This is a genomic window from Oryzifoliimicrobium ureilyticum (genome assembly GCF_037199735.1).
GTDB lineage: Bacteria > Pseudomonadota > Alphaproteobacteria > Rhizobiales > Rhizobiaceae > Rhizobium > Rhizobium ureilyticus.
Genome location: NZ_JBBBVQ010000001.1, coordinates 1 through 26,307 on the forward strand (window position 1 = coordinate 1; position 26,307 = coordinate 26,307).

Below are 26,307 nucleotides of genomic sequence, written 5' to 3' on the forward strand. Positions count from 1 at the left end.
GGCTCGGCTGCCGAGCCGTCTCTGCGACAAGCGCTTGCGAAGCTACGTGCAACTCCTCGTCGGTCCTCGGCATCGCGGCCGCGGTCCTCGTCGATCCTTCGATAGTGTCGAGTCGTCTTGCGATCTGTACCAGGGTGTCGTGCAGCGCCTTGAAAGTCTCGTGCGTACGCTCTTCGCTGCCGCGGCTCAGGGCTTCGAGATGGCGAAGATCGTCTGCAAGCGAAGCGAGCGCCGCGGTATCGGCATGACCGGCCGAGCCATTGTGGGCATAGGCTTCGACGACGGCCTCAGCCGCCTGCCTGGCAGCCTCAACGATATATTCGTCGTTGGTCGCGATATAATCCTCGATGGCACCCATGCGCCGATCGAGCTCGCTCGGAATCTCGGCGGCAGGACGCGGCTCTGCCAGAAGCGTCGACAGATGCGTTATCTGGCTTTCAAGGTTGCGCAGGGCCTGCGGGTTGTGGGCTGCAGCGACGTTTTCTTCAAGCCGCATGGCGATATCGCCGAGGCGGCCTTCGATACGCCGGAAAGCGCTGTCATCGATCGACGGAGCCGATCGTTTCGAATCGAGGTCGTCGATACGGCGGGAAAGGGCATCGAGGCGCTCGGCCAGCACTTCCGTCAAAGACGTGCTGTCCAGTCCATCGATCTTGTGAGATATATCGGCAAGCGCCGCCGAAAAGTCTGATCTCGAGATGGTCCGGTTGTTCTGCTCCAGCATGTAAGCCAGCTGTTCCAGACGCTCGTCCAGTCGCGCCGCAGCCTCGGCAGTGCCGAGTTCTTCGGCCCGGCGCGTCAGCATCTCGATACGGGCATTGAGCTCATCGGCCGGATGGTGCCTGCTTGCGCTCTCGCGCCCGATACGGTCGATCTGTTCGGAAAGGCTCGACAAGCGTTGCTCAAGCCGGCTCATTGCATTCTGATCGACGCTTTCCGGTTTGCGGCCTGCTGCGGCGATCGCGCGGGAAATCTCATCCAGTCGGCTGTCGATCGCAGCAAATTGCTCGACCATGGTCTTGTCGTGCGGCTGCATCAGACTGCCGAAGTGCTCCATAGCGCTGGCAATGGAGATCAGCTTGTTTTCCAGCGCGCGAATGTCGGCGCTGTCGCCCATTGCGCCGAGGTTTCGCTTGATGTCATCCAGTCTGTAAACCAGTGAGACCAGTTCTTCCTGAAGGCCGGCTGTGTCGAGGCTTTTGAGACGATCTTCAACGCCCGACCAGCGATCGTCGATGTGGCGAAGCGATTCTTCGCGCGCCAATCCATCGATCAATGAACGGAGTTCGTGAAATTCACCGCGAAGATCGGCAGCCTTTGGGTGATCGGAACGGCCGGCCAGCCGCTCGATACTATCTGCAAGACGTCCCATGTCGCTGCGCAGATCGTCTGTGACCTGACGATCTGCCGCGGTGACGCGAATATCGTGTAATTCGCCGCGCAGCGCGTCCATTTCGCGCGATACGCCTTCCGAAATATCTCGTTTAAGATCCTGGCGGAGATTGGCGAGAGCTTCCGCAATGTCTGTCAACGCATCGTCTGCGCGCGATGTCGGGCGTGCTGCTGCGTCCTTACCGAGTTCGGAAGTCCGCTGCATCTCGCTGCGAAGAGGCGCAGCCGCGCTTGCGCGCTCATGAGAACGCTCAGGCGTCTGCGAAGCGTAGGTTGCTGTTTCGCGGAGCGCGCGATCGCGGCTTGCCGCAAGCATCCGTTGACGTTGACGAATTTCGGCAAGCGGATCTGATGAGGGCGCTGCGGGCGCAATGCTCCGGCTATCGCGCTCCTGCGATGGCGCAGGCTGCCGCTTTGGTTGCCCATGCGCCGGCGCGCTCGAATGGATCAAACCTTCAATACGCGCTTCCAAACCTTCGATCGTCCGGTTCAGAGCATCGAGCGCGGCTCTGTCGGACTGTCGGTGAGGAAGTGATCGCGATCCGTTCATTTTTATGCTCGCTTTTTGGCCTGAGGGCCGAAACTGGCTGTTCCATCAACTGGCGTTTCCACCAAATTGAATCGACACGTCCTGCGCACATATACCCTAAGACTTTCGCCGGACTTTCCGCATGATCAGAGTGCCCGTAGCTTGGAATCAAGGATGTGCGATGCGCCGATGTGCAGTCATCACGTTTCCCGCAACATGGTAAACAACGCGTTAATGCTCTGGTGAAATTGTCCTGTAGCAACCCATTCGTGCGAAAGACTGACCGCGTAAAGGGACAAGGCAAACGCTGTGGTAGCAGCTTTCAAGAGGCCTACGTCTCAGAACGTGCAGGGTTTGGGGATCGCGTCATTGTGACAAAATGCGCTGAGGCTTCTATTGACGTTTACGCAAACGTCAATATTCTGTGCCCACTCTGGAGAGCCGGGGGAGTCCGGCACGCCAAATTGAAGGGAAGAGGAAGATGCCGGTCTATAAGGCTCCTGTGAGCGACACACTTTTCATCATGAAGGATGTTCTGGGCCTGGAGCGATACAACAACCTGCCAGGCTTCGCCGATGCGACCCCAGACATGCTGGAAGCGATTTTGGGCGAAGCTGCCAAGGTTGCTGAAGAGGTGCTGTTTCCGCTGAACCTGTCCGGTGACCAGGAAGGTTGCGTACGGCTGGAAGACGGCACTGTCAAAGTGCCGGCAGGCTTTAAGGAAGCCTATGACCAATATGCCGAGAGCGGCTGGATCGGCCTTGCCGTTCCCGAGGAATATGGCGGCCAGGGCCTGCCCTATCTTCTTCATTCGGCCGTTGGCGAATACATGTCGTCCGCAAACATGTCCTTGATGATGTATCCCGGCCTGACCCAGGGCGCGATCGCGGCAATCCTCGCCCATGGCTCAGTTGAGCAAAAAGGTGCCTATCTGCCGAAAATGGTGCAGGGCGTCTGGTCGGGAACGATGAACCTGACAGAGCCGCATTGCGGTACGGATCTCGGCCTTCTGCGCACCAAGGCCGTTCCGGCCGGTGACGGAACCTATAAGATTTCCGGACAGAAGATCTTCATCTCCGCAGGCGAGCACAGCATGACGGAGAACATCATCCATCTCGTCCTCGCGCGGATCGAAGGTGCGCCGGAAGGCACCAAGGGCATTTCGCTCTTCATCGTACCGAAGTTTATCTTGAACGAGGACGGAACGCCCGGCGAGCGCAACAAGGTGATCTGCGGCGCGATCGAGCACAAAATGGGTATTCACGGCAACGCGACCTGCGTCATGAACTATGACGGCGCGACCGGCTACCTTATCGGGCAGGAGAACAAGGGCCTGTCGGCGATGTTCGTGATGATGAACGAGGCCCGTCTCGGTGTCGGCCTGCAAGGTCTTTCGATTGCCGAAACTGCCTATCAAAATGCGGTGGCCTATGCGCGTGATCGCTTGCAGGGCCGCTCGCTCTCCGGGGCGAAAAACCCGAATGGCAAAGCTGACCCGATCATTGTCCATCCTGACATTCGCAGAAGCTTGATGACGATCCGCGCCTTCAACGAAGCCGGTCGCGCCTTCCTTCTCTGGACGGCTTTGAAGTCCGACATCGCTCATCGTGCGGCAGATGAAGCGGAAAGACAGACTGCCGATGATATTCTGGGCTTGGTGACGCCGATCCTGAAGGGCGTGATGACCGACAAGGGCTTCGATCATGCCGTGATGGCCCAGCAGGTCTTTGGCGGGCACGGCTATATCGAAGAATATGGCATGAGCCAGTATGTGCGCGATGCGCGCATCGCCATGATCTATGAAGGCGCCAATGGCATCCAGGCGCTCGATCTCGTCGGGCGCAAGCTTGCCGCCAACGGCGGACGCGCCGTCATGGCCTTGTTCAAGGAAATCGGCGACTTCTGCGAAGAAAACCGGGGTGACGAGAATCTCAGCTTCTTTACGAAGCATCTGAAAAAGGGCCTGAATGACGTTCAGGGCGCAACCATGTGGTTCATGCAGAACGCCATGGCAAAGCCCGACAATGCAGGAGCTGGCTCCACCGACTACATGCATCTCTTCGGATTGGTCGTTTTTGGCTATATGTGGGCCAAGATGGCAAAGGCGGCGCAAGAGTCGCTTGCGGCCGGCGATGGCGAGCGGGAGGATTTCCTGAAGAACAAGCTTGTCACAGGACGGTTCTTCATGGAGCGTATCATGCCGGAAACAGCGCTGCGCCGGGCGCGGATCGAGACAGGCGCTGAGAGCATGATGGAGCTTGCGGCCGAGGCTTTCTGAGACGCATTGCATAAGAGGTCGACCGAACGCCAGGTACCGAGGCGCTGGCGACCTTTATGGCCAGAAGGATTGCAGCCTTAGGCTGCCTAGGGAGATAGACAATGACCGAAGCCTATATCTATGACCATGTTCGCACGCCGCGCGGGCGTGGCAAAAAAGATGGGTCGCTTCACGAAGTGCCGTCCGTTCGCCTCGCCGCTAAGACGTTGGAGGCGTTGCGCGATCGCAACGGCCTGGATACGTCCAGTGTCGATGACATCATTATGGGCTGCGTCGATCCCGTCATGGATGCTGGCGCCGTTATTCCAAAGGCTGCCGCGTTCGAGGCTGGCTACGATTTCAAGGCGCCAGGCATGCAGATTTCGCGTTTCTGCGCCTCCGGCCTTGATGCCGTCAATCTCGCTGCGGGCAAGATCACAGCGGGCTCCGACGACATCGTCATCGCGGGCGGCGTGGAGTCCATGTCGCGCGTCGGCATGGGCATGTCGGGCGGCTCCTGGTACATGGACCCATCGGTCAACTTTCCAGCCTATTTTATGCCACAGGGCGTTTCGGCTGATCTCATTGCCACAAAATACGGATTTTCCCGCGATGATGTCGACGCCTATGCCGTCGAGAGCCAGAAGCGGGCGGCCCATGCCTGGGAGCAGGGCTACTTCAAGAATTCGGTGATCCCCGTCAAGGATGTCAATGGACTGACCATTTTGGATCGCGACGAGCACATGCGGCCGGGAACCGATATGCAGGCGCTTGCCTCTCTCAATCCGTCTTTCCAGATGCCTGGAGAGATGGGCGGGTTTGAAGCCGTCGGCATTCAGGCGCACCCCGAGGTCGAGCGCATCAATTACGTGCACCATGCCGGCAATTCTTCCGGCATCGTCGATGGTGCCGCGGCCGTTCTGCTGGGATCAAAGGCGGGCGGACAGGCCATGGGCCTTAAGCCACGCGCGCGCATCCGCACCTTCGCCAACATTGGATCGGACCCGGCACTGATGCTGACAGGACCGGTAGATGTAACGGAAAAGCTTCTGAAGCGCAGCGGCATGAGCTTGGCCGACGTCGATCTGTTCGAGCTGAACGAGGCTTTTGCCGCGGTTGTCCTGCGTTACATGCAGGCCTTCGATATTCCAAGCGACAAACTGAACGTTAATGGCGGCGCGATCGCGATGGGCCATCCGCTCGGGGCGACGGGCGCCATAATCCTTGGCACTGTGCTCGACGAATTGGAACGGCGCGATCTCAACACTGCCTTGGTCACGCTGTGCATCGGAGCCGGCATGGGTACGGCAACCGTTATTGAACGCGTCTGATCTGGGAGGAACGACAGTGAGCTACAAGAATTTCAAGATCGAGACGGATCAGGACGGCATTGCGCTCGTGACATGGGACATGCCCGACAAATCCATGAATGTTTTCACCGAGGAAGTACTCGGCGAACTGAACGCCATCGTCGATGCCGTGGTTGCAGATGCCGCCGTAAAAGGCGTTGTCTTCACGTCGGGCAAATCGACCTTTTCCGGCGGCGCTGACCTATCGATGATCAAGTCGATGTTTTCCTTCTACCAGCAGGAAAAGGCTGCGGACCCTGATGGCGCGGCGGCAAAGCTCTTCGATCTCGTTGGCAAGATGAGCGGGCTCTTTCGTAAGGTCGAGACCTGCGGCAAGCCATGGGTGTCTGCCATCAACGGCACCTGCATGGGCGGAGCCTTTGAGCTTTCTCTGGCATGCCATGGTCGCGTTGCTTCCAACGCAAAGACGGTCAAGCTGGCTCTCCCAGAGGTAAAAGTCGGTATCTTTCCAGGCGCCGGCGGCACTCAACGCGTGCCGCGTCTTGCCAATGCCCAAGATGCGCTGCAGATGATGACCACAGGTCAGACGCTGACGCCGGCCCGCGCCAAAGCGATGAACCTCATTCATCAAACTGTCGCTCCGGAAGAACTGATCAATGCTGCCAAGCAAATGATCAAGGACGGCCTCAAGCCTGTAGCGCCGTGGGACGAGAAAGGTTTCAAAGCTCCCGGTGGCGGCATCTGGACACCTGCTGCCGCACAGCTTTGGCCTGCCGCGCCGGCCATCCTTCGCCGCGAAACGGCAGGAAACTATCCGGCCGCGCTCGCCATCCTCAAGTGTGTTTATGAAGGTCTCCAACTGCCCTTCGACACGGCCTTGAAAGTGGAGCAGCGATATTTCACGCAGATCCTGCGTTCCACTGAAGCCTTCTCGATGATCCGTTCTCTGTTCATTTCGATGCAGGAACTTGGCAAGGGCGCACGACGTCCAGCCAATGTCGAGAAGACGGATCTGAAGAAAATCGGCGTCGTTGGTGCAGGCTTCATGGGTGCGTCCATTGCCTATGTCAGCGCGGCTGCCGGCATTGCGGTATCGTTGATTGATCGCGACGAGGAAGCGGCGGCCAAAGGCAAGGCTGTTTCGGAAAAGCTGGTTGCCGATTCTGTGGCGAAGGGTCGCTTTTCGAAGGAAGAGGGCGAAAAGCTGCTCTCGCTGATCACGCCGACAGCCGATTATGGAAGCCTGTCAGACGTATCCCTCGTCATCGAAGCGGTATTCGAGGACCGCGCCGTCAAGAAGGACGTCATCGAAAAGGTCGAAGCTGTCCTGCAGGAGGGCGCGATCTTTGCCTCCAATACGTCGACGCTGCCGATCACCGGCCTTGCGGAAAATTCTAAGCGGCCGACCCAGTTCATTGGTGTCCACTTCTTCTCCCCGGTCGAAAAGATGATGCTCACCGAGGTTATTCTCGGCAAGCAAACCGGCGACAAGGCATTGGCCGTCGCACTCGATTTCGTAAGTAAAATCAAAAAAACGCCGATCGTCGTCAACGATACGCGCGGGTTCTACGTTAACCGCTGCGTCTTCCGGTACATGAACGAAGCCTACGATATGCTGATCGAGGGCGTGCCGCCCGTCATGATCGAAAACGCCGCGAAGATGGCGGGCATGCCGGTTGGGCCACTTGCGCTGAATGATGAGGTTGCCGTCGATCTGTCCCAGAAGATCATGAAGGCATCCATCGCCGATCTCGGGGCCTCCTCGGTCAAGCCTGAGCATATGGCATTGGTCGATAGGCTGGTGAACGAGCTTGATCGGCGCGGACGCAAGAACAGCAAAGGCTTCTACGATTATCCGGCAAAGCCAGCGAAGAAGCAGCTCTGGCCAGGCCTCAAGGAGCTTTATCCGCAAAAGTCGGCGGACAAGGTCGATATGGCGGAGCTAAAAGAGCGCCTTCTGGTCACCATCGCTCTGGAAGCTGCCCGGACAATGGAGGAAGGGATCGTGACGGATCCGCGTGAGGCGGACGTTGGCTCCATCCTCGGCTTCGGCTTTGCGCCTTATACCGGGGGTACGCTTTCATATATCGACGGGATGGGTGTTGCGAACTTTGTGGCGCTGGCTGAAAAGCTGGCGAAGAAGTACGGCGATCACTTCAGACCGACGCCGCTGTTGCAGGACATGGCCGAAAAGGGCGAGACCTTCTACACGCGGTTTGATCCATACAAGGCTGAACGGCAAGCTGCTTAATCTGCGGTTCACGCCGACGAAACCAAGCAAAGCCGGATTTGGGTGAAGTTATCCAAATCCGGCTTTTCATTGAAGGCCTGCAAAAGAGTTGCGTCATTCTGCGGCTGCACGCCGCTGCAAAGACAATTGGGTGATAAAGGCTCGCAGGGCGGCCGGACGCACCGGCTTGTTCTGCACAGCAATCGCATTTTCCTCGGCCTCGGCACGAACTTCCGGCGACCGGTCGGCCGTAACAAGCAGCGCAGGGATGGACATTCCTGCCTCGCGCCGAAGGCGCCTGATCGCATCGATACCTGTGGCGTGGCTGAGATGATAATCTGCAATAATCAGATCGAAGGGTCCTTCAGCCAGAACCTGGCTTTCTGACACAAGCTCCGTCAGCGTCGTAATCCGACATCCCCATCCTGTCAGAAGAAGCCGCATGCCTTCCAGAATCTCGGGCTCGTTGTCGATGCACAGAATATGAAGACCCTTCAACGGCTCGGCAGGGTCCCGCTGATGGAGCTGTTGCGGGATCTTCGGCCTCTGGCTCGTTCTCACCATTGGTAAGGTGATGCGAAAATCCGTGCCTCTGCCGTGGACCGACTTCAGTTCCACGGGATGGCCGAGCACGCGCGCAATGCGATCGACGATGGAAAGTCCGAGCCCAAGGCCGGATGCCGTGCGGGCACCTTCATCCAATCGCGCAAATTCCTTGAACACCGTTCGGACCTTGCTTGTGGGAATACCAATGCCAGAATCCACCACTTGGATTACGGCGGATTTGCCATTGCGTCGTACGCCGACAAGCACCTTTCCCGTAATCGTATATTTGATTGCGTTGGAAACGAGGTTCTGGACAAGACGGCGAAGAAGGTTCGGGTCGGACCGCACGTGGAGCGATGTCGGCATCACAATCAATTTTAGCTGCTTTTCCCTCGCAATCGGCGCAAAATCCGTCGCAATGCGCTCGAGAATTTCAGAAAGCGAGACAGTCGATACTTTGGCACGCATGGCACCGGTGTCGAGACGCGAGATATCGAGGACCGCCCCCAAGATCGCCTCGACGGATTCCAAGGCGGAATCAATATTGCGCGCGATGGGAGCATGGTCCGAGAGAGCCATTCTTTCTGCCAGCGCAGACGAGTAAAGGCGCGCAGCATTCAAAGGCTGCAGGATATCGTGGCCGGCGGCTGCAAAAAAGCGCGTTTTGCCGATATTTGCCTCATCGGCAGCTGCACGCGCATCGGCGAGCTCTGTATTGACGCGGGTCAGCTCCGCTGTGCGCTTTGCTACGCGCTGTTCCAGCGTTTCGTTCGCCTGCTTCAAGGCGCGATCGGCGCTGACGCGTTGGGTGATATCCGTGAAGGTGGCGACAAGACCTTTGCCCGGCATGGCGTTTGAGCGCACTTCCACGATGCGCTCTCCATCAGCCAGGACGAGTTGGAACGGCTTGTCCGGCAAGGTGAAGTTTTCGACGGAGAGAAGTTGTCCGCTGGTCGTTACGGCGCCGCGCGCAGCAAGATCGTTCAGAATCTCGGCAAGTGGAAACCCGACCTGACCGACCTGCTCCGGTAGGTCAAGCAATTGTCGGAAGCGGCGGTTCCAGATCGACAGCCGTTGGGAACTATCGAAAACCGCAATTCCCTGATCCATCTGGGAAAGCGCGGTCTGCAGCATGTCCTGGTTGTATTGAAGCGCTTCGCTTGCCTGGTCCAGCAGCCAGGCGGTATCCGAAGATGCGTCCTCCGTGCGCTGCAGAATCAGGGAAAGCACCAGTCTGGCGGAAGCAGAGCCGATGGCGCTGCCAAGCAGCTGCTCGCTGAAATGGATGAGCGCCATATCGGCGGGCTGATCGTCTTTGAGCTGCTTGCCAATATGTTCTTCATAGGTGGCGATCGAGCGCTGCATGCGCTCTTCGCCGAGATAGCGCGCGATTGCCGCCTTCAGCTCTCCAATGCTGATCCCGGTTTTCCACGCGCGCGTTGCAAACTGCGAGCGACGGCGGCGTTTGACGAAGATGCCTGCCTGGATGCGTTCCAGCGGCCTTGGATGGCGCGTCAAGGAGCCGCCGACGAAACAGATCGTATTGACGAGAAGACTTAATACGGAAGCATTCACCAAAGGATCGGCTTGAGGACCGGAAAAGACCGAAGCGCCAGCGAAGACGAAACCCAGGATCGCGCTTGCGGCGCCCGAGTAGTTTGGACCACCGAGCGAAGGCATCAGCAAAAGGTAGATCCAGATCACGAAACCCGAGGTCAAGCCAAGAACGGCGCCTCGGGCATTGGCTCGACGCCAGATCAAGCCACCCAGAAGCGCCGGGGCGATCTGAGCGATGGCGGCAAAGGATGTCAGCCCAAGGGAAGCAAGACCCGTCTCGCTGTCCACGGCGCGATAATACGCGTAGCCGAGCAGCAAGATGGCGAAAATGGCGCTCCTACGGATGATGAGGAGCGTGTGGGCGAAATCGCTCCGATGCGTTCCAAACCCGGCCAACTTCCGGCGCAGGAAGATCGGCATGATGATATCATTTGAGACCATGATCGAAAGCGCAACGCTATCGACAATCACCATGGCCGTTGCCGCCGAAAAGCCGCCGATAAAGGTGACGAGAGAGACAAGAGGCACATTGCCCGCGATCGGCAGCGCCAGCATGTAAAGGTCGGGATCCCCATTTCCGCCAAAGGTTAGCAGACCCGCCATCGCAATCGGCAAAACGAAGAGATTAATGACGACGAGGTAGGCTGGGAAGAGCACGCCGGCGAGCTTGAGCTGGCGCTCGTCGCGGTTCTCAACGACCATGACGTGGAATTGCCGTGGCAACATGATGATGGCAAAGGCAGACAGAATGGTAAGCGTAATCCAGCGGCTGATCGGCGTCTGGTAACTCAGTGCGCTGGTAACAAGCTCGCTGCTGAGGCCCTTTTGCCAAAGATCTGTCGGGCCACCGAAGAGAAACCAGACAATGCAGATGCCAGCGGTCAAGAATGCGAAGAGCTTCAAGACCGATTCCATGGCAACGGCAAGAATGAGCCCATCTTGATGCTCCGTTGCATCCGTATGGCGCGTTCCGAACATAATGGAAAAGCAGGCAAGAACTACGGTAACAATTAAGGTGAGATCGAAGTAAGGGGAAATGCTCTTTCCAAGTCCGGGCTCCGAAAGAACCAGCATGGCTGATACCGTGCTGGAAATCGCCTTCAGCTGAAGGGCGATGTAGGGAACCGTACCGACCAGCACGATCAATGCGACGGTCGTGGCAACCGTCGAGTTCTTGCCATAACGCGCGGCGATGAAGTCTGCGACAGACGTGAGCTTTTCCGCCTTTGCAAGGGCGATGATGCGCCGAAGCAGAGGCAGGCCCAAAGTGAAGACCAGAATTGGACCAATATAGATGCCCAGGAATTCAAAGCCGCGATGCGCAGCAAGACCCACGCCGCCAAAGTAGGTCCAAGAGGTGCAATAAATTGCGAGGCTAAGGGCATAGATCCACGGCTGAGCACGGCTCGTTCTGCCGATCTCGCTGCTTTTGCGATCGCCATAGCTCGCCACGGCAAACAGCGTCAGCAGATAGCCGAATGCCCCTGCAAATATGATCCACCCTGGCAGCATCTCATCTCCGCCGGCAAAGATCGGCCGGCCTCTAACCGAAGATTAGGGGAAATTGCCGCCATTGAAAATGCGAAGCATTTAAGCCTTAAGTCGAAGAGCGTCGCTCGATATTCTTCCCGCCGTTGCAATTGATTATCCGAAATCGGAATTTATGTAGACTCATGGAAGGTTTGCCGGACTGGGCCGGCAAATGTTCGGAGAGGGACGAAAGGATACACTCATGAGCATGGTCAATGAATTTAAGGCCTTCATCGCGCGAGGCAATGTCATGGATTTGGCTGTCGGTGTCATCATCGGCGGTGCATTCGGCGGGATCGTGAAATCGCTTGTCGACGATATCATCATGCCAATCGTCGGGGCTATTTTCGGTGGCTTCGATTTTTCGAACTACTTCATTCCGTTGTCATCTGCCGTCAACGCTCCGACATTGGCGGCAGCGCGCCAGCAGGGTGCGGTCTTTGCCTACGGCAACTTCCTAACCGTGCTCATCAACTTCCTGATCCTGGCCTGGATCATCTTTCTTATGGTGAAGGGTGTGAACACGCTGCGCAAGCAGGTCGAACGCAAGGCCAAGGAAGATCCGAAGGAAGCACCGCCACCGCCAGCCGATGTTCAACTGCTGACGGAAATCCGCGACCTTCTTGCCAAGCGCCCTGTCGCCTAAGGATCGATCAGCGGAATAGATCGATCATCACGGAATATCATATGATTTCGCTCCAAGTTTGGTCTATGGGAAGCCAAACTTGGAGTGCACCATGACCGTTCTCGAAAGCTTGAGCCCGCGCGCTCGCCTCGCCCCTGAAAGCGGCATCGTGGAGGTGGTAAACTATGCCCGCGGCCGCGATGGTCTCATTCCGCTATGGGTGGGCGAGGGCGATCTTTCGACGCCAGATTTCATCTCGAAAGCCGCGGCTGCCAGTCTGCAAGCGGGCGAGACCTTCTATACCTATCAGCGCGGCATCCCCGAACTTCGTCAGGCATTGAGCGACTATTACAAGCGTCATTTCCAAAGCACGTTACCCGCCGACCACTTCTTCGTAACCGGCTCTGGAATGCAGGCCATTCAAATTGCCGTCCAGGCTTTGACGTCGCCGGGCGACGAACTGATCTATCTGTCTCCCGCGTGGCCGAACATTTCGGCTGCGCTGGAAATCGCGGGTGGGCGTTCCGTTCCGGTGAAGCTGGACTTTTCCGGTGGGCGCTGGCGCCTTGATATCGAGAAGCTCGAACAGGCGATCACCCCGAAAACGCGCGTCCTCTTCATCAATACCCCGTCCAATCCAACGGGATGGACGGCAAGCCGCGATGATCTTCAACAGCTTCTTGAACTTTCGCGGCGTCACGATCTGTGGATCATGGCCGATGAAATCTACGCGCTTTACTACTTCCTGGGTGGACGCGCGCCGTCATTTCTGGATGTGATGAGGCCGGACGATCGCGTTCTTTTCGTCAATTCCTTTTCTAAAAACTGGTCCATGACAGGATGGCGTATCGGCTGGATCGTCGGTCCGCCCGAGATCGGGCAGGTGATCGAAAATCTGATCCAATATTCCACTTCGGGTGTTGCCCAGTTTATTCAACGCGGTGCGGTTGCCGCCTTGGAAGAGGGCGATCAGTTTGTTGCCGCGAACATCGAACGGGCTGCGAAATCGCGCGACGTCCTGTGTGACGCCTTGATCGCAACCAACCGGGTTGAGACGCTAAAGCCTGAAGGCGCGCTTTACGCCTTTCTCAAAATCGATGGGGTCTCCGATAGCCGGAAGGCCGCGATTGATATCGTCGATAAGACAGGCGTCGGGCTTGCACCGGGCACCGCATTCGGTCCTGGCGGAGAACTGTTTCTCAGAGCCTGTTTTCTGCGCGATCCGGCACAGATGGAAGAAGCAGCAAAACGGCTTTTCGATTATATCGGAAGTCTCTAACGGTTGAACTCTCGTGCCGATCAAGGCTGCGCAAGTTCATTACGCCAGTCTTCGGACGCACCGCGTGCTAAATTGATCGCTCGATAAAATTTTAGCGACTGTGCAAGCCGCTCCTTCACCACGCCGCCAAACTTACCCGTGCTCTGGGGCGCCAGCAGGCCCAAATTAAGGACATCGGCAAGGAAATCCCGCTTGGATGCTCTCGTTCTATTTGGATTGGAGGGAGCAATGGCAATTCTGGTCACCGGTGGTGCTGGCTATATCGGCAGCCACATGGTCTGGGCATTGCTGGATGCCGGTGAGGACGTCGTGGTCGTGGATCGGTTATCGACAGGCTTTCGCTGGGCTGTTGCGCCGGACGCGAGATTTTATCTCGGCGATATCGGCGACGAAAAGATCTTGAAAACGATCTTTATCGAAAACGACATCGAGGCAATTATTCATTTCGCCGGCTCCACGATCGTGCCGGCCTCTGTGACCGATCCGCTTTCCTATTACGATAACAACACCGCGCGCACACGCACGCTGGTCGATATGGCCATCAAGGCCGGTGTGCGCCATCTGGTGTTTTCGTCGACGGCAGCTGTCTATGGCCAGCCGCAATCCCAAAAGCCGGTATCAGAAAGTGATCCTCTGAGGCCGGAAAGCCCTTATGGCCAATCGAAACTGATGAGCGAACTGATGCTGCGCGACGTCGCGTCCGCATATGACTTCACCTATGTCGCCCTGCGTTACTTCAACGTAGCAGGCGCCGATCCTCTTGGCAGAACTGGTCAGTCGACGAGTGCGGCAACCCATCTCATCAAGGTTGCCTGCGAAGCGGCATTGGGAAAACGCCAGTCGATGACGATCTATGGCACGGATTACCCGACCCATGACGGCACCGGTGTGCGAGACTATATCCATGTTGCCGATCTCACCGAAGCTCACCTGAATGCGCTCGCATATTTGCGCGAGGGCAGGGGCCCTATAACGCTGAATTGCGGATATGGCGGCGGCTACTCGGTTCTGGACGTCCTCAACATGGTAACGCGTCTGCATGGCCACTCCTTCCCGATTCATATCGCTGCACGCCGGCCCGGCGATGCGGCAAGCGTCGTGGCCGATGCTTCGCTCGCCCGTCGTGTTCTTCATTGGAAACCGGCATATGACACGCTGGAGACCATCGTCCGCAGTGCGCTGAACTGGGAAATCTTCTTGATGGAGCGCAGTCTTGGCGATCTTCAGCGCATGCATCGGGCTCTGGCGTCCGCCATGTAGCGGGACAAGTGTAGAGAAAATCATCTTCCAGCAGAATTTGGGTACACAGGTCATATTGATGCCCTAGGTTAGCGTGGCGGCTGCGTCGGCTGCCGCCTGCAAGATCGAACTGATGACGCGAGGTGAGGATGCACGAAGATGAAAACGCGCAAACTGTTATTGTCGAGCGTCGAGGCACTGCCGGTCTCATCAGACTGAACAGACCCAAGGCATTGAACAGCCTGACATTGCCTATGATCGAGGCAATCGATACGGCACTGGAAGCTTTCGCCAACGATCCTGCGATCGCCTCTGTCACGATCTCCGGTGAAGGCGAGCGCGGACTGTGCGCCGGAGGCGATATTCGCGCTTTATATCAAAGTGGTCGCAACGGTTCCGGACTCGCAGAAGAGTTCTGGCGGCGCGAATTTCTTCTCAACCACCGCATCGCCTTTTTCCCCAAGCCTTATGTCGCCTTCATGGATGGGATCACCATGGGCGGCGGCGTCGGGCTCTCAGCGCATGGCCGATATCGCATCGTGACCGAGCGCACGCGGCTGGCCATGCCCGAAACGGGGATTGGCTATTTTCCAGACGTGGGCGCGACATGGCTACTGGCGCGTGCGCCGGGTGAACTTGGCATATGGATTGGGCTGACGGGGCTTGAACTGAATGCCGCCGACGCCATTCAGGCCGGCCTGTCCGATTTCGAGATGTCGTCGTTTCAGTACGACGAATTGATCGACACACTTGCCGAGCTGCCAAAGGCGGCGAGCGGGCGTGATGTCGAAGCTGTCATCAAGAACTTTGCCCGCGAAACCTCGCACAGCGATCTGCGGTCGAATATCGACCTGATCAATCGCACCATGCGTTTTGGAAAGATCGAGGAGATCATCGGCGCGTTGGCTGCGGAAGAAGGAGATTTTGCCAGTAGGACGCACGAGGCCATCGCCAAGCGATCTCCGACGAGCGTTAAGCTGACCCTTGAGCTTCTTCGTCGTGGCAAGCAGAGCCGAACGTTGATGGAGTGCCTTGAGCGCGAGTTTTCCGCCTGCTTGGCAATTCTTGGAATACAGGATTTCTACGAAGGCATCAGGGCTGCTGTCATCGACAAGGATCGTATGCCGAAATGGCAGCCATCGTCATTCGACAAGGTTGAGCCAGAGGCACTCGCGGCGTTCTTCAAGCCTGCCGATCAGCCGCTCTTTTCCAAGGAGCCCACGCAGGAATGACCCGCTGACCGTTCGTCATTTCCACATGCCGCGCATCCGCGCTGCCATGTCGATGCGAACCTGTCTGGCAGCTTGGCTGCTTTGCACGTCGGATTTGGACTGGGTTGGCGAGCAGACCTCGAAGAACTGAAGCAAGGTGGCCGGAAGAAAACGGCTGCGCGCGGCATAAACATGGCGGTCGCCCTGGGCGTTCTGACCATGCGTGAAAAAGCGCTGTGGCACAATCAGATCAAGTTGGTCGCGGGCGCGCGTCATCGCAACATAGAGAAGTCTGCGTTCTTCCTCTATTTCGGCCGAAGTGCCGACAGCGAGATCGGATGGGATACACCCATCGACCACGTTCAGCATGAAGACCCGCGTCCATTCCTGTCCCTTTGCCGAATGGATCGTGGACAAGATTAGGTAGTCTTCATCCAAAAGCGGAGCGCCGGCGTGATCGCTCGTTGCATCGGGTGGATCAAGGGTCAGTTCGGTGAGAAAACGTTCTCGGGAAGGATAGCTCGCGGCAATCTGTTCAAGCTGTTCAATGTCTGCAAGGCGGGTCGGGGCATCTTCATGCAGCCGTTCCAGATGCGGTTGGTACCACTCGCGCAGGCGGGCAATCTCCGTAGCCCAATCATAGTTACCGCCTTTCAATTCCTGCAGCACCGACACGAATTCAGTCCATTCGCTGCCTGCGCGCGGAGGAGCTTGCATTTCGCTGAGCGTCAGGATGGGATTGCGATCAGCGGCCATCAGATCCAGAGCCCGTCCGGCGCTGGCCGGGCCCACACCCGGAAGCAGCAGCATCAGGCGAAAGCCGGCGACTTTGTCACGCGGGTTCTGCACGAAACGCAGAGCCGCCAACATGTCTTTGACGTGCGCACTATCGAGAAATTTCAAACCGCCGAACTTGACGAAGGGAATATTGCGGCGTGTCAGCTCTACTTCCAGAGCGCCGCTATGGTGGGAGGCGCGAAACAGGACGGCTTGCTGCTTCAGTTTCAGGCCTTCCTCACGATTGTCGAGAACCAGATCGGCAACATAGCGCGCTTGTTCCGACTCATCGCGAACCGTCACCAATCGCGGGCGTCTCGACGACTCGCGGTCCGTCCAAAGGTTTTTCGTAAACCGCTCGCGTGCCAGATCGATGACGGCATTGGCCGCTTTGAGAATGGGCTGGGTCGAGCGATAATTCTGTTCGAGCGTGATGATCTTGGCGGCAGGTTCGAATGAGCCCGGAAAGTCGAGAATGTTACGCACTTCCGCCGCTCTGAATGAGTAGATCGACTGAGCATCGTCGCCGACGACGGTCAATCCTTGCCCGTCAGGCTTCAAGGCCATCAGGATCGAAGCTTGCAGCCGGTTGGTATCCTGATATTCGTCGACCATGATGTGATCGAAGCGGCTGCCGATCTCTTCGGCAATCAACGGCTCGCTGACCATCTGTGCCCAGTAGAGAAGCAGATCGTCGTAATCCAGCACATTCTGCGCCTGCTTGGCCTCCACATAGGCGATAAACAGCTCCCTTAGCTGCGCCTCCCAGCCGACGCACCACGGAAAGGATTCCTTCAAAACAAGTCCAAGCTCTTTCTGTGAGTTGACGGCGCGGGAATAGATCGCGAGGCAAGCACCTTTACCGGGGAAGCGGCTTTCCGTTTTTGAAAAGCCTAGTTCCTGGCGGATCAGGTTCAGCAGGTCGGCGCTATCTTCCCGATCGTGAATGGTAAAAGCGGGGTCAAGTCCGATCTGCTCGGCATAATCGCGCAAGAACCTTGCGCCAATACCGTGAAAGGTGCCGCTCCAGTTCAGACTATCCGCCATCGCAGAAGCATTCGTCCCGAGCACCTCTGCGCAAATCCGCCCGACACGCCGCGTCATTTCCGAGGCGGCCCTGCGCGAGAACGTCATCAGCAGAATGCGGTAGGGATCAGCGCCTTTCACGATGAGATGAGCAACACGATGCGCTAGTGTATTCGTTTTTCCCGACCCAGCTCCGGCAATCACCAGAAGCGGTCCGGCGACATGTCGTCCTTCGCTGGCGGTCCCATGCTCGACCGCAAGTCGCTGCTGTGAATTGAGCTTTTCTAAATACATTCGCCAACATCCAGGGCGACGGCAGGATGCCGAAGCTTCCGTTCGTTCCTTGAATGTTCGCGAATACGATTCCTGTCAACCTTCGGTATCTGAAGACACCAGAGACGGAAGACCAAGAAAGGCGTTACGTTGGGAAATCGGGAATGATTTCGCGCCGCATGAGGCGCAGGCTTCGGTCCGGCTGGATGATGTAGGTCTCATGAACGCGGTAGCCGGTCGAGTCGCGGAAGTCGTTATAGACATATCCTCCGACCGGAGCCTTGGTCAGCCTCGTCTTTGGCTGTCCGCCATAGGTGATGCTGCCAGGGATCGGCTGCGGATCGCTGTCGCGATTTGTCGTGCAGCCGCCAAGAAGAAGGCCTACAGCCGTCAGGCTTATAACGCACGTTTTCATCATGCCCCGATCCTCGTTACGAAAAAAGTAGGTCGAAAACCTATTATGCCAAGTTGCATTTTGTCTCTTGTATCAAGTTCCTGTGCGCGCCGTTCCACTTGGAACCAAAGATCAATTTAGGTGTTGATCTGACGAATCGAAGATTGGAGACGCGAATGAACTGCGTTTTGAAGGGAAGCATGGCAGCTCTCGTTGTTGCGGCTTGTATAACGCCAGCCTATGCGAGTTTAGAGACCAACATTGACTATTCGGTCCTGCCCCAGGATGAAATAGCGCTGAACGAATACACGGGATCTGTTTCCTGTGCCCCGTCCGATCCTCATTACCTTCCCTCTTTCATTCGTGCGCCTGACGGCACCATCATTGGCGTCGGATACATTGAAGTAAACGACACAAAGAGCTGCTAGTAGAACGTCGGCGGTGACTTCCGCCGACGTTGATATTGGAGCACTCTTGAACGCGCTTTTCAGTCAGGCCGCGGACCTGCGTTCCGGCAGCTTCCAATTTGGCCGAGGAAAGTGGCACGTATAGCCATTAGGATAGCGTTCAAGATAATCTTGGTGCTCCGGCTCGGCTTCCCAGAAATCGCCAACGGGTTCAACTTCCGTCACGACTTTGCCTGGCCAAAGACCCGATGCTTCGACATCGGCAATCGTCTCTTCGGCAACCCGCTTTTGGTCTTCGCTGGTATAATAGATTGCCGAACGATAGCTGGTGCCAACATCGTTGCCTTGGCGGTTCTTGGTGGTCGGATCGTGGATCTGGAAGAAAAAGGCGAGCAAATCTCTATAGCTCAGCTTGGCCGGATCGAAGAAAATCTCGATGGCTTCAGCATGCGTGCCGTGATTGCGATAGGTCGCATTTGGCACATCTCCGCCACTATAGCCAACGCGCGTAGACTGCACCCCATCCATGCGCCGAATAAGATCTTGCATGCCCCAGAAGCATCCGCCTGCCAGTACTGCACGTTCGGTTGTCATAAAGGCCTCCATATGGCTGAACTCAGATCCCGCATCGAAGCGTCTGATCAATTCAACACTGTGTATCGGTTTTTGAATGCCAAAATCGACGTATTCGAGAAAACACAGATGCTATCGATCGATGACGACTTGCGTGTTTGCTCAAATGACTCTCAACAATGTCGGTATGCGGCCAAGCAAGATCAAGACCCGTGACGCAAACGGGAGCAACGTAGCTTCAAGCTTTAGCGCGGGATCTTTTATCAAGCGGGCGCATATCTTTGTAAGCCACGGCTATGATCTGATTGGTGAACAAATGCCCTGATGCAAGACGTTGGAACCCTTCGCCAGCTTGCGTGTTCTAAGCGAGTTCTCATGAAGGAAGAAAAATGCTTTTCCGCTCCCTGACGCTTGTCACACTTGTCTTTGGGATCGCAGCATGTACGACGGTGAGCGAACCTCAGCCCATGAAGGGCAGTCTTACCTATGGCAATAAGGTCGTCCGTTCCCGATATGCACCAGGGACCGTCGTTAAGAATACATTCCTCGACCAATTTGGCTACCGCGTTCATGAACGTTACGTTGTGCAGCCTGACGGGACATTAAAGCTCACATGGCGGTACACTGGACCTGATTATCTCATTGACTGATGCGGCATGGAGAGGCTCGGCGGCATCTTTTGCCCGATGACATAGGCAGGAAGTCCTGTCCCGGGATATCGGCCGATATAGCACGCTGCACGGTAGAATAATGCGCTGCCGCATAGAAAAACGGTGTAGGTTGATACGAAATCAACCTACACCGCCTCATATTGTAGTGGTTCACACCACCAAATGCGCTTGCATAAAACCGATCAATCAAATCGGATCAGTTGTTGATAGAAGCGCACTTCTTGTCCATCGGAGTGGCATCGCTCATGCCGCCCTGCGTCTGCAGAGAGCCCTTGCCCTTGCCAGAGCTGTTGGCAGCCATGTTGCCGCCACCGCACTTGCCCATCTTGGCCTTTGCATACTTCTTCGAGTGCTTCTTCGAAGCATGCTTCTTCTTCATTGTCTTATGAGCCTTCGGCTTCTTCGTTTCCGTCGTCGCGTTGGTGCTCGTGTTCGTTGTGTTCGTCGTGCTGGTATTGGCGTTCGTGTTCGTGTTGGCAGGCGCGTTGTTGTTGTTCATATCGGCGCTCGTGCCGCTCTGATCAGTCGTATTCGCTGCCGGAGCAGCGGAGGTTTGCGCCATTGCAGAAGTAGCAAGACCCAAAGAGAGAAGCGAGGCGGCAATAATTTTCGTGAACATAGAATTCCTCCATTGCGTTCGGCCCACTCTCAACGTTTTCAGGGGGATAATGTTCCAACGCCCTGCTGATAACGCCCCGCAAGCAAACTTCGTTCGACTGGATATAGGGCGCTCGCCGATACGAAGGATCAGCGTGTCGCCATGCATGCCACGTGTTCCGCGCAAAGGAAGTACGGACACACCTGCAATCGGAGGCTCGCTCAGGCTTCAACAAAAACGGCCCGACTTCGGGCCGATGCTGTCGCAGTCTTTGCAGAGGATTAATGAGGTTGGTTTACTCTACCGCCTCGTGGTTTGCCTTTGGTAGGCAATCTTCCGTTTCACAGATATTCTGCCGATCATTAGGATGCAGCAGAGCCGTCTTTTTATGTTTCGCCTGCATCAGACGATGCATGACGACAAACAAGGATTGCTCGATACGATCTTGCCGCACCTCCTCCAGCATTTCCGGAAGCGCCAGGAAAGTTCTGTCTACCAAACGCATTTGGTCGCGTTCATCATGGTAATATGCGCGTGCATATTCCATCAGCATGGCGCGCACGGGAGAATGTTCTGCAAGAATTGCGGGATTAGCTAAAGCTTTCACAGCTTCCTCCTGTCATAGCAGGCGGGAGCACATAGACCCTCAGCTGACAGCGCCCGGTTGAAAATATGCTGCTGTCAGTATCGCCATTATGCAACGAAAGCCCGGGGCAGTCATTAAACTAAACGTGTACGCAACTGTACATAATGCGCTGGTCTGGGCGCCATATTGATCTTCATCGCCAAACTATCAAGGATGAGATGAGGAATGGTGCTGCCGAGTGGGATTGAACCACCGACCTCACCCTTACCAAGGGTGTGCTCTACCACTGAGCTACGGCAGCAGGTTGACCGCTTTGATGCGGACGGGGCGCTATTGCCACAGCTTCATGCCAAGCGCAAGCTTCAAATTCCAACTTCTTGAGGATTTGGGGCAGAGGCTTTAGAGTTTCGTAAAATTAAGCGGGAAAACAGGATGGACGAGAAAGAACTCGAAAAAGAAAGAGCCCGCGCCATACGCAAAAGCCAAGTCGAACGGCAGGCAGAGCAACGGCGCGAGAGGGCCGCAGAGAAATTGCGGGAAAACTTGATGCGCCGCAAGGGGCAGTCTCGCGCACGCCGCGCGGGGGACGAGGATGAAACGGCGGGCCTTCCTGCCGCAAAAATGAACGATTCGTAATATTCCTATGGCTTCGAATTGAAGCTTGTCACGAATTCGTCTAAAGACCCCCATCCTTCACATCGGCCGATCGGCGCGGGCGCTAGGCACCGTTCGCTTCGGCTTAGACCCTTAGCAGAGTAATCATCCATGGATCGTATCAGAATTGTCGGCGGCAATGAGTTGAACGGCGTTATTCCGATTTCCGGAGCTAAGAACGCTGCCTTGCCGCTGATGATCGCATCGCTTTTGACGAGCGATACGCTCACGCTGGAAAATGTTCCGCATCTTGCCGACGTCGAGCAGCTCATCCGTATTCTCGGCAATCACGGCGTTGATATTTCCGTCAACGGCCGTCGTGAACGCCAGGAAGAAGGCTATGCGCGCACGATCCACTTTACCTGCCGCACCATTGTCGACACGCTGGCACCCTACGAGCTCGTCTCCAAGATGCGTGCCTCTTTCTGGGTCATCGGCCCGCTTTTGGCGCGGGAAGGCTATTGCCGCGTTTCGCTTCCTGGCGGTTGCGCGATCGGCACGCGCCCGGTCGATCTGTTTCTGGAAGGCTTGACTGCACTCGGCGCAGAAATGGAAATCGATGGCGGCTACGTCAACGCGCGGGCACCCAAAGGCGGCTTGATCGGCGCGCATTATCGCTTCCCGAAGGTCTCGGTCGGCGCGACCCATGTGATGCTGATGGCTGCAACACTTGCGCGCGGGACCACCGTCATTGACAACGCAGCGCGCGAACCGGAAATCGTTGATCTGGCGCGCTGCCTGACGGCAATGGGCGCGAAGATCACGGGTGCCGGAACCTCCACCATCACGATCGAAGGCGTCTCCTCGCTATCCGGCGCTCGCCATCGCGTGTTGCCAGACCGTATCGAAACCGGCACCTACGCCATGGCCGTTGCAATGGCCGGCGGCGACGTCGTTCTGGAAAATACGGATGTTTCGCTGCTCGATAATGCGCTGCTGACACTGCGTCGCGCCGGCGCAGAGATCACCGCCACCGAAACAGGAATGCGGATTGTCAGAAACGGAAACGGGATACAGCCAGTCGACGTGACGACCGAACCTTTTCCAGGGTTTCCGACCGATCTGCAGGCGCAGTTCATGGCCTTGATGACCCGCTCGACCGGCGTCTCTCACGTGACCGAGACCATCTTCGAAAACCGCTTCATGCACGTGCAGGAACTCGCGCGGCTTGGCGCGAAGATTTCCCTCTCCGGCCAGACTGCGAAGATCGAGGGCGTGCCGCGGCTAAAGGGTGCACCGGTCATGGCGACTGATTTGCGCGCCTCCGTGTCACTGGTGATCGCGGGCCTTGCTGCAGAAGGCGAGACCATGGTTTCGCGCGTCTATCATCTTGATCGCGGTTTCGAGCGGCTCGAAGCAAAGCTGACCGGTTGCGGCGCGGTCGTCGAGCGTGTCAGCGACTAAGCGCACGCGGGGCTGTCGATCGCGAATTACCATCGAACGTCATCGGTTGCGCATTTGCCATGCGCGTCCTATGTCCTGTCTCAGTACGGCCGCGTCCTGCGGCCGTAAGAAGGACCGTTAACTCGATGACTGATTTGAAGCTCGTCGCGCTCGATACGGAGGATCTCTCCATCATATCCGCGCATATGCAGGATAGCGTTTTCAAGCTGCAGGACGTGTCATGGTCGCAGCGCGACATGCAGTTCGCGGTGGCTGCAAATCGCTTCGTCTGGGAAGAAAACCTGCGCAAACGCAAGAGCTTTGAGCGTCGTCGTGCGGCGCTTATTTTCAAGCGCGTGCTGGCAGTCCGTTCAATCGGGTTCGACCGCAACAATAAAACCGCAGTTCTGTCGCTTCTGTCGGTCACATTTCAGCAAAAAGATCAGGGGCCGGAGGGCGAAGTCATCCTGACCCTTGCCGGAGGCGGCGAAATCGTGCTTGAGGTTGAATGCATCGAAGTGCAGCTTGCCGATGTCGGCGGTGCATGGGAAACGGCCTCGCGTCCCCGTCATCCGGGTGTTTGACGAGGCGGCGCAGGAAGAGGACAAGACACGTGGCATTGTGGCTGGATCAGACAACGGATGGTTTTGAAGCGCAATTTGCAGCGTTCCTGACCACCAAGAGAGAAGTTTCCGAAGACGTCAATGCCGTTGTCCGCGATATCATTGCTGACGTGCGCGCGCGCGGCGACGCTGCGCTGGCAGACTATTCGAAGCGGTTTGACGGAGTCGACTTCGCGCTAACCCCCATGAGGGTCAGCGATGCAGAAATTGACGCGGCCATCGATGCCGTGCCTGCCGAAGTACTAGGCGCATTGAAGGTCGCCGCCATGCGCATCGAATCTCACCATCGCCGTCAGCTGCCCAAGGACGATCTTTATGAAGATGAGATGGGCGTCGGTTTGGGGTCGCGTTGGACTGCCATTGAAGCCGTTGGGCTCTATGTGCCAGGCGGTACGGCCAGCTATCCAAGCTCTGTTCTGATGAATGCCGTACCGGCCAAGGTCGCGGGTGTCGAGCGGATCGTCATCGCGGTGCCGGCAACGGGAGGCGAGGTCAACCCCGCCGTGCTTGCTGCTGCCAGACTTGCTGGCGTCAGTGAAATTTATCGCATCGGCGGCGCGCAGGCCATTGCCGCCCTGGCCTATGGAACGCAGACGATCGCGCCCGTCGCCAAGATTACCGGTCCCGGCAATGCCTATGTCGCCGCAGCCAAGCGCCAGGTCTTCGGCATCGTCGGCATTGACATGATTGCCGGTCCTTCGGAAGTGCTTGTCATTGCGGATCGGGAAAACAATCCGGACTGGATCGCAGCGGACCTTTTGGCCCAGGCCGAGCACGACACGGCTGCACAGTCTATCTTGATTACCGACGATGCCGATTTTGCGCGCGCCGTAGAAAGTGCGGTAGAGCGACAATTGACCATGCTGAACCGGGCCGAAACCGCTGCGGCAAGCTGGCGCGATTTTGGCGCTATCATTCTTGTTAAGGCCTTGGAGGATGCATTGCCTCTGTCCAACCGCCTTGCGCCCGAACATCTCGAATTGGCGGTCGCAGATCCGGATGCGCTGCTACCAGGGATCCGCAATGCCGGTGCGGTTTTCATCGGTGCGCATACGCCTGAAGTGATCGGCGATTACGTCGGCGGCTCCAATCACGTCCTGCCGACGGCGCGTTCGGCACGGTTTTCGTCAGGACTTTCGGTCCTGGATTTCGTCAAGCGCACGTCGATTCTGCGTCTCGGGGCCGAGCAGCTGCGCACCTTGGGACCTGCTGCCATAGCGCTTGCCGTCTCAGAAGGGCTTGATGCGCATGCCAAGTCGGTCGCCATCCGCCTTAATCTGGAAGGTTGATGTGAGCGACGACAGTTTTCGGCTTTGCGAGGTGGTTCTAGACGACAGTATCGGTCGTTCCACACCGGATGTCGAACACGAGCGGGCGGTTGCGATCTTCGATCTGATCGAGGAAAATAGTTTTCGCCCTCTCGGCCATGCCGGTGGGCCTTACAGGCTGAACATATCGCTGATGGACTCAAAGCTGGTCTTTTCCATCAAGCATGAAGATGGCAGCGAGGTGGGAGCCCATATCCTTTCGCTCACGCCCTTTCGCCGTATCGTGAAAGACTACTTCATGATCTGCGAGAGCTATTATGAGGCCATCCGGTCGGCGAGCCCCAGCCGCATCGAGGCGATCGATATGGGTCGGCGCGGCATTCATAATGAAGGTTCGCAAGCGCTGAAGGAAAGGCTGGCTGGAAAAATTGACGTCGATTTCGACACGGCCCGCCGCCTTTTCACCCTGGTTTGCGTGCTTTATTGGCGCGGATGACGGCGATGGAGCCAAAGCCGGCGGCGGCCGGCGGCGCTCCCGGCGCCATCCTCTTTATCTGCGGACAAAATGCGATCCGCTCGCCGATGGCCGAAGCCATCGCCCGCAACCTTCTTCCGGCGAATGTCTATGTCCGTTCAGCGGGCGTGCGCGCGGGTGAGCCGGATCCGTTCGTCGAGGCGGCGCTTGCCGAAATCGGCCTTACCCTTGGCCGCCATCAGCCCCACACGCTGGAGGATCTCGAAGATGATTACTTCGATCTCGTCATCAGCCTTTCGCCGCAAGCCCATCACGCCGCATTGGAACTGACGCGCTCGAGCGCCGTAGAGGTCATCTACTGGCCGATGATGGATCCAACCGTCACACAGGGAACGCGCGAGCAAATCCTTGATGGCTACAGAGATTTGCGGGACAGGCTGATCGACCTTATCGAGACGCACTTCGTTCGACGCGAAGGCACCGTCACCAAACCCTTGTAGAGCTTCCCCGACAGGCCTATAGGATGCCGCAGAACAGCTCTTTTGCTTTCTTGCGCGAAAGACAATCAATTTGGTTCACAAACTGGCCTTGATTGTGTAGGTTCCGCGCAAAATTTAAGGGCGCCTTTGCGCTCGTCACCCAGACAGGAAGAAAAACCATATATGCCCAAAGAAGAAGTCCTCGAGTTTCCGGGTATCGTCGTCGAATTGCTGCCGAACGCAACGTTCCGTGTAAAGCTTGAAAACGAGCATGAGATCATTGCCCACACGGCCGGCCGCATGCGCAAAAACCGCATTCGCGTCCTTGCTGGGGACAAGGTATTGGTCGAGATGACGCCTTACGACCTGACCAAGGGCCGCATTACCTACCGCTTCAAGTAATCCTGCATTTGCA

22 protein-coding genes, 1 tRNA gene and 1 pseudogene are annotated in these 26,307 nt (G+C 57.0%); 16 read left to right on the forward strand and 8 right to left on the reverse strand.

Annotated elements, in window-relative coordinates; all coding sequences use genetic code 11:
- Window positions 1-1,942, reverse strand: a pseudogene (locus VQ830_RS00005) (hemagglutinin); the annotation flags it as partial.
- 460 nt (window positions 1,943-2,402) lie between these two features.
- Between VQ830_RS00005 and VQ830_RS00010 the strand changes: the two are divergent.
- The 3 genes from VQ830_RS00010 to VQ830_RS00020 all read left to right on the forward strand — a co-directional run bounded on the left by VQ830_RS00010 (window position 2,403) and on the right by VQ830_RS00020 (window position 7,739).
- Window positions 2,403-4,199 (forward strand): acyl-CoA dehydrogenase C-terminal domain-containing protein, encoded by a 1,797-nt coding sequence (locus VQ830_RS00010; RefSeq protein WP_337266008.1) that lies wholly within the window; start codon window positions 2,403-2,405, stop codon window positions 4,197-4,199.
- Window positions 4,200-4,300: 101 nt separating this feature from the next.
- The gene (locus VQ830_RS00015) at window positions 4,301-5,509 is read left to right on the forward strand and encodes an acetyl-CoA C-acetyltransferase (RefSeq protein ID WP_337266009.1); all 1,209 of its coding nucleotides are present in this window, start codon (window positions 4,301-4,303) and stop codon (window positions 5,507-5,509) included.
- 16 nt (window positions 5,510-5,525) lie between these two features.
- Window positions 5,526-7,739, forward strand: a complete 2,214-nt coding sequence (locus tag VQ830_RS00020; protein WP_337266010.1) for a 3-hydroxyacyl-CoA dehydrogenase NAD-binding domain-containing protein — start codon at window positions 5,526-5,528, stop codon at window positions 7,737-7,739.
- Between the two features lie 93 nt (window positions 7,740-7,832).
- Here the strand turns inward: VQ830_RS00020 and VQ830_RS00025 are convergent, their stop codons facing one another.
- Entirely contained in the window at window positions 7,833-11,333 is a 3,501-nt protein-coding gene (locus VQ830_RS00025; protein WP_337266011.1) for a PAS domain-containing hybrid sensor histidine kinase/response regulator, read from the reverse strand.
- 226 nt (window positions 11,334-11,559) lie between these two features.
- Between VQ830_RS00025 and mscL the strand changes: the two genes are divergently transcribed.
- The 4 genes from mscL to VQ830_RS00045 all read left to right on the forward strand — a co-directional run bounded on the left by mscL (window position 11,560) and on the right by VQ830_RS00045 (window position 15,726).
- Window positions 11,560-11,997 (forward strand): large conductance mechanosensitive channel protein MscL, encoded by a 438-nt coding sequence (gene mscL, locus VQ830_RS00030; RefSeq protein ID WP_337266596.1) that lies wholly within the window; start codon window positions 11,560-11,562, stop codon window positions 11,995-11,997.
- A gap of 91 nt (window positions 11,998-12,088) precedes the next feature.
- Window positions 12,089-13,255, forward strand: a complete 1,167-nt coding sequence (locus VQ830_RS00035) for a pyridoxal phosphate-dependent aminotransferase (RefSeq protein ID WP_337266012.1) — start codon at window positions 12,089-12,091, stop codon at window positions 13,253-13,255.
- A gap of 228 nt (window positions 13,256-13,483) precedes the next feature.
- Complete coding sequence (gene galE / locus VQ830_RS00040) at window positions 13,484-14,515, forward strand: UDP-glucose 4-epimerase GalE (protein WP_337266013.1); 1,032 nt, start codon at window positions 13,484-13,486, stop codon at window positions 14,513-14,515.
- 128 nt (window positions 14,516-14,643) lie between these two features.
- A complete protein-coding gene (locus tag VQ830_RS00045; RefSeq protein ID WP_337266014.1) occupies window positions 14,644-15,726 on the forward strand; it encodes an enoyl-CoA hydratase/isomerase family protein in 1,083 nt (360 codons plus the stop codon).
- A gap of 15 nt (window positions 15,727-15,741) precedes the next feature.
- On the opposite strand, the gene VQ830_RS00050 is transcribed toward VQ830_RS00045, so the two are convergent.
- Together VQ830_RS00050 and VQ830_RS00055 are read right to left on the reverse strand one after the other, a co-directional pair.
- On the reverse strand, window positions 15,742-17,802 hold the full coding sequence (locus VQ830_RS00050) for an ATP-dependent helicase (RefSeq protein WP_337266015.1): 2,061 nt from the start codon (window positions 17,800-17,802) through the stop codon (window positions 15,742-15,744).
- Window positions 17,803-17,926: 124 nt separating this feature from the next.
- The gene (locus VQ830_RS00055; protein ID WP_337266597.1) at window positions 17,927-18,196 is read right to left on the reverse strand and encodes a hypothetical protein; all 270 of its coding nucleotides are present in this window, start codon (window positions 18,194-18,196) and stop codon (window positions 17,927-17,929) included.
- A 155-nt stretch (window positions 18,197-18,351) separates the two neighbouring features.
- Between VQ830_RS00055 and VQ830_RS00060 the strand changes: the two genes are divergently transcribed.
- The gene (locus VQ830_RS00060; protein WP_337266016.1) at window positions 18,352-18,603 is read left to right on the forward strand and encodes a hypothetical protein; all 252 of its coding nucleotides are present in this window, start codon (window positions 18,352-18,354) and stop codon (window positions 18,601-18,603) included.
- Between the two features lie 63 nt (window positions 18,604-18,666).
- Here the strand turns inward: VQ830_RS00060 and msrA are convergent, their stop codons facing one another.
- Complete coding sequence (gene msrA, locus VQ830_RS00065; RefSeq protein ID WP_337266017.1) at window positions 18,667-19,176, reverse strand: peptide-methionine (S)-S-oxide reductase MsrA; 510 nt, start codon at window positions 19,174-19,176, stop codon at window positions 18,667-18,669.
- Between the two features lie 446 nt (window positions 19,177-19,622).
- Between msrA and VQ830_RS00070 the strand changes: the two genes are divergently transcribed.
- Window positions 19,623-19,805, forward strand: coding sequence for a hypothetical protein (locus VQ830_RS00070; protein WP_438617145.1), 183 nt, complete (start codon window positions 19,623-19,625; stop codon window positions 19,803-19,805).
- A 217-nt stretch (window positions 19,806-20,022) separates the two neighbouring features.
- Here VQ830_RS00070 and VQ830_RS00075 read toward each other — a convergent pair whose 3' ends face one another.
- The 3 genes from VQ830_RS00075 to VQ830_RS00085 form a co-directional block, all read right to left on the reverse strand.
- Window positions 20,023-20,445 carry a hypothetical protein gene (locus tag VQ830_RS00075; protein WP_337266019.1) on the reverse strand — a complete coding sequence of 141 codons (423 nt, stop codon included), beginning with the start codon at window positions 20,443-20,445 and terminating at the stop codon, window positions 20,023-20,025.
- 274 nt (window positions 20,446-20,719) lie between these two features.
- The gene (locus tag VQ830_RS00080; RefSeq protein WP_337266020.1) at window positions 20,720-21,031 is read right to left on the reverse strand and encodes a hypothetical protein; all 312 of its coding nucleotides are present in this window, start codon (window positions 21,029-21,031) and stop codon (window positions 20,720-20,722) included.
- A 205-nt stretch (window positions 21,032-21,236) separates the two neighbouring features.
- Window positions 21,237-21,311 (reverse strand) — tRNA-Thr (locus tag VQ830_RS00085).
- A gap of 131 nt (window positions 21,312-21,442) precedes the next feature.
- Here VQ830_RS00085 and VQ830_RS00090 point away from each other — a divergent pair.
- The 7 genes from VQ830_RS00090 (at window position 21,443) to infA (ending at window position 26,294) form a co-directional block, all read left to right on the forward strand.
- A complete protein-coding gene (locus VQ830_RS00090) occupies window positions 21,443-21,646 on the forward strand; it encodes a hypothetical protein (protein ID WP_337266021.1) in 204 nt (67 codons plus the stop codon).
- A gap of 129 nt (window positions 21,647-21,775) precedes the next feature.
- Window positions 21,776-23,068: a UDP-N-acetylglucosamine 1-carboxyvinyltransferase gene (gene murA, locus VQ830_RS00095; protein WP_337266022.1), complete on the forward strand. Its 1,293-nt coding sequence runs from the start codon at window positions 21,776-21,778 to the stop codon at window positions 23,066-23,068.
- 125 nt (window positions 23,069-23,193) lie between these two features.
- Window positions 23,194-23,631 carry a DUF2948 family protein gene (locus VQ830_RS00100; protein WP_337266023.1) on the forward strand — a complete coding sequence of 146 codons (438 nt, stop codon included), beginning with the start codon at window positions 23,194-23,196 and terminating at the stop codon, window positions 23,629-23,631.
- Between the two features lie 29 nt (window positions 23,632-23,660).
- Window positions 23,661-24,959: a histidinol dehydrogenase gene (gene hisD / locus VQ830_RS00105; protein WP_337266024.1), complete on the forward strand. Its 1,299-nt coding sequence runs from the start codon at window positions 23,661-23,663 to the stop codon at window positions 24,957-24,959.
- A complete protein-coding gene (locus VQ830_RS00110; RefSeq protein ID WP_438617146.1) occupies window positions 24,919-25,434 on the forward strand; it encodes a UPF0262 family protein in 516 nt (171 codons plus the stop codon). Before hisD ends, VQ830_RS00110 begins: the two co-directional genes overlap by 41 nt.
- Window positions 25,431-25,913: an arsenate-mycothiol transferase ArsC gene (locus VQ830_RS00115; RefSeq protein ID WP_438617133.1), complete on the forward strand. Its 483-nt coding sequence runs from the start codon at window positions 25,431-25,433 to the stop codon at window positions 25,911-25,913. Before VQ830_RS00110 ends, VQ830_RS00115 begins: the two co-directional genes overlap by 4 nt.
- A 162-nt stretch (window positions 25,914-26,075) precedes the next feature.
- Entirely contained in the window at window positions 26,076-26,294 is a 219-nt protein-coding gene (infA, locus tag VQ830_RS00120) for a translation initiation factor IF-1 (protein WP_337266027.1), read from the forward strand.
- Window positions 26,295-26,307 lie beyond the last annotated feature (13 nt).

What these genes read in the sequence shown, in the direction of transcription:
- VQ830_RS00010 (WP_337266008.1), top strand. Translation starts at nt 2,403, where the DNA reads ATGCCGGTCTATAAGGCTCCTGTGAGCGACACACTTTTCATCATGAAG.
- VQ830_RS00015 (WP_337266009.1), top strand. Translation starts at nt 4,301, where the DNA reads ATGACCGAAGCCTATATCTATGACCATGTTCGCACGCCGCGCGGGCGT.
- VQ830_RS00025 (WP_337266011.1), bottom strand. Translation starts at nt 11,333, where the DNA reads ATGCTGCCAGGGTGGATCATATTTGCAGGGGCATTCGGCTATCTGCTG.
- mscL (WP_337266596.1), top strand. Translation starts at nt 11,560, where the DNA reads ATGGTCAATGAATTTAAGGCCTTCATCGCGCGAGGCAATGTCATGGAT.
- VQ830_RS00035 (WP_337266012.1), top strand. Translation starts at nt 12,089, where the DNA reads ATGACCGTTCTCGAAAGCTTGAGCCCGCGCGCTCGCCTCGCCCCTGAA.
- galE (WP_337266013.1), top strand. Translation starts at nt 13,484, where the DNA reads ATGGCAATTCTGGTCACCGGTGGTGCTGGCTATATCGGCAGCCACATG.
- VQ830_RS00045 (WP_337266014.1), top strand. Translation starts at nt 14,644, where the DNA reads ATGCACGAAGATGAAAACGCGCAAACTGTTATTGTCGAGCGTCGAGGC.
- VQ830_RS00050 (WP_337266015.1), bottom strand. Translation starts at nt 17,802, where the DNA reads ATGTATTTAGAAAAGCTCAATTCACAGCAGCGACTTGCGGTCGAGCAT.
- VQ830_RS00055 (WP_337266597.1), bottom strand. Translation starts at nt 18,196, where the DNA reads ATGAAAACGTGCGTTATAAGCCTGACGGCTGTAGGCCTTCTTCTTGGC.
- VQ830_RS00060 (WP_337266016.1), top strand. Translation starts at nt 18,352, where the DNA reads ATGAACTGCGTTTTGAAGGGAAGCATGGCAGCTCTCGTTGTTGCGGCT.
- msrA (WP_337266017.1), bottom strand. Translation starts at nt 19,176, where the DNA reads ATGACAACCGAACGTGCAGTACTGGCAGGCGGATGCTTCTGGGGCATG.
- VQ830_RS00070 (WP_438617145.1), top strand. Translation starts at nt 19,623, where the DNA reads ATGAAGGGCAGTCTTACCTATGGCAATAAGGTCGTCCGTTCCCGATAT.
- VQ830_RS00075 (WP_337266019.1), bottom strand. Translation starts at nt 20,445, where the DNA reads ATGTTCACGAAAATTATTGCCGCCTCGCTTCTCTCTTTGGGTCTTGCT.
- VQ830_RS00090 (WP_337266021.1), top strand. Translation starts at nt 21,443, where the DNA reads ATGGACGAGAAAGAACTCGAAAAAGAAAGAGCCCGCGCCATACGCAAA.
- murA (WP_337266022.1), top strand. Translation starts at nt 21,776, where the DNA reads ATGGATCGTATCAGAATTGTCGGCGGCAATGAGTTGAACGGCGTTATT.
- VQ830_RS00100 (WP_337266023.1), top strand. Translation starts at nt 23,194, where the DNA reads ATGACTGATTTGAAGCTCGTCGCGCTCGATACGGAGGATCTCTCCATC.
- VQ830_RS00110 (WP_438617146.1), top strand. Translation starts at nt 24,919, where the DNA reads ATGCCAAGTCGGTCGCCATCCGCCTTAATCTGGAAGGTTGATGTGAGC.
- VQ830_RS00115 (WP_438617133.1), top strand. Translation starts at nt 25,431, where the DNA reads ATGACGGCGATGGAGCCAAAGCCGGCGGCGGCCGGCGGCGCTCCCGGC.
- infA (WP_337266027.1), top strand. Translation starts at nt 26,076, where the DNA reads ATGCCCAAAGAAGAAGTCCTCGAGTTTCCGGGTATCGTCGTCGAATTG.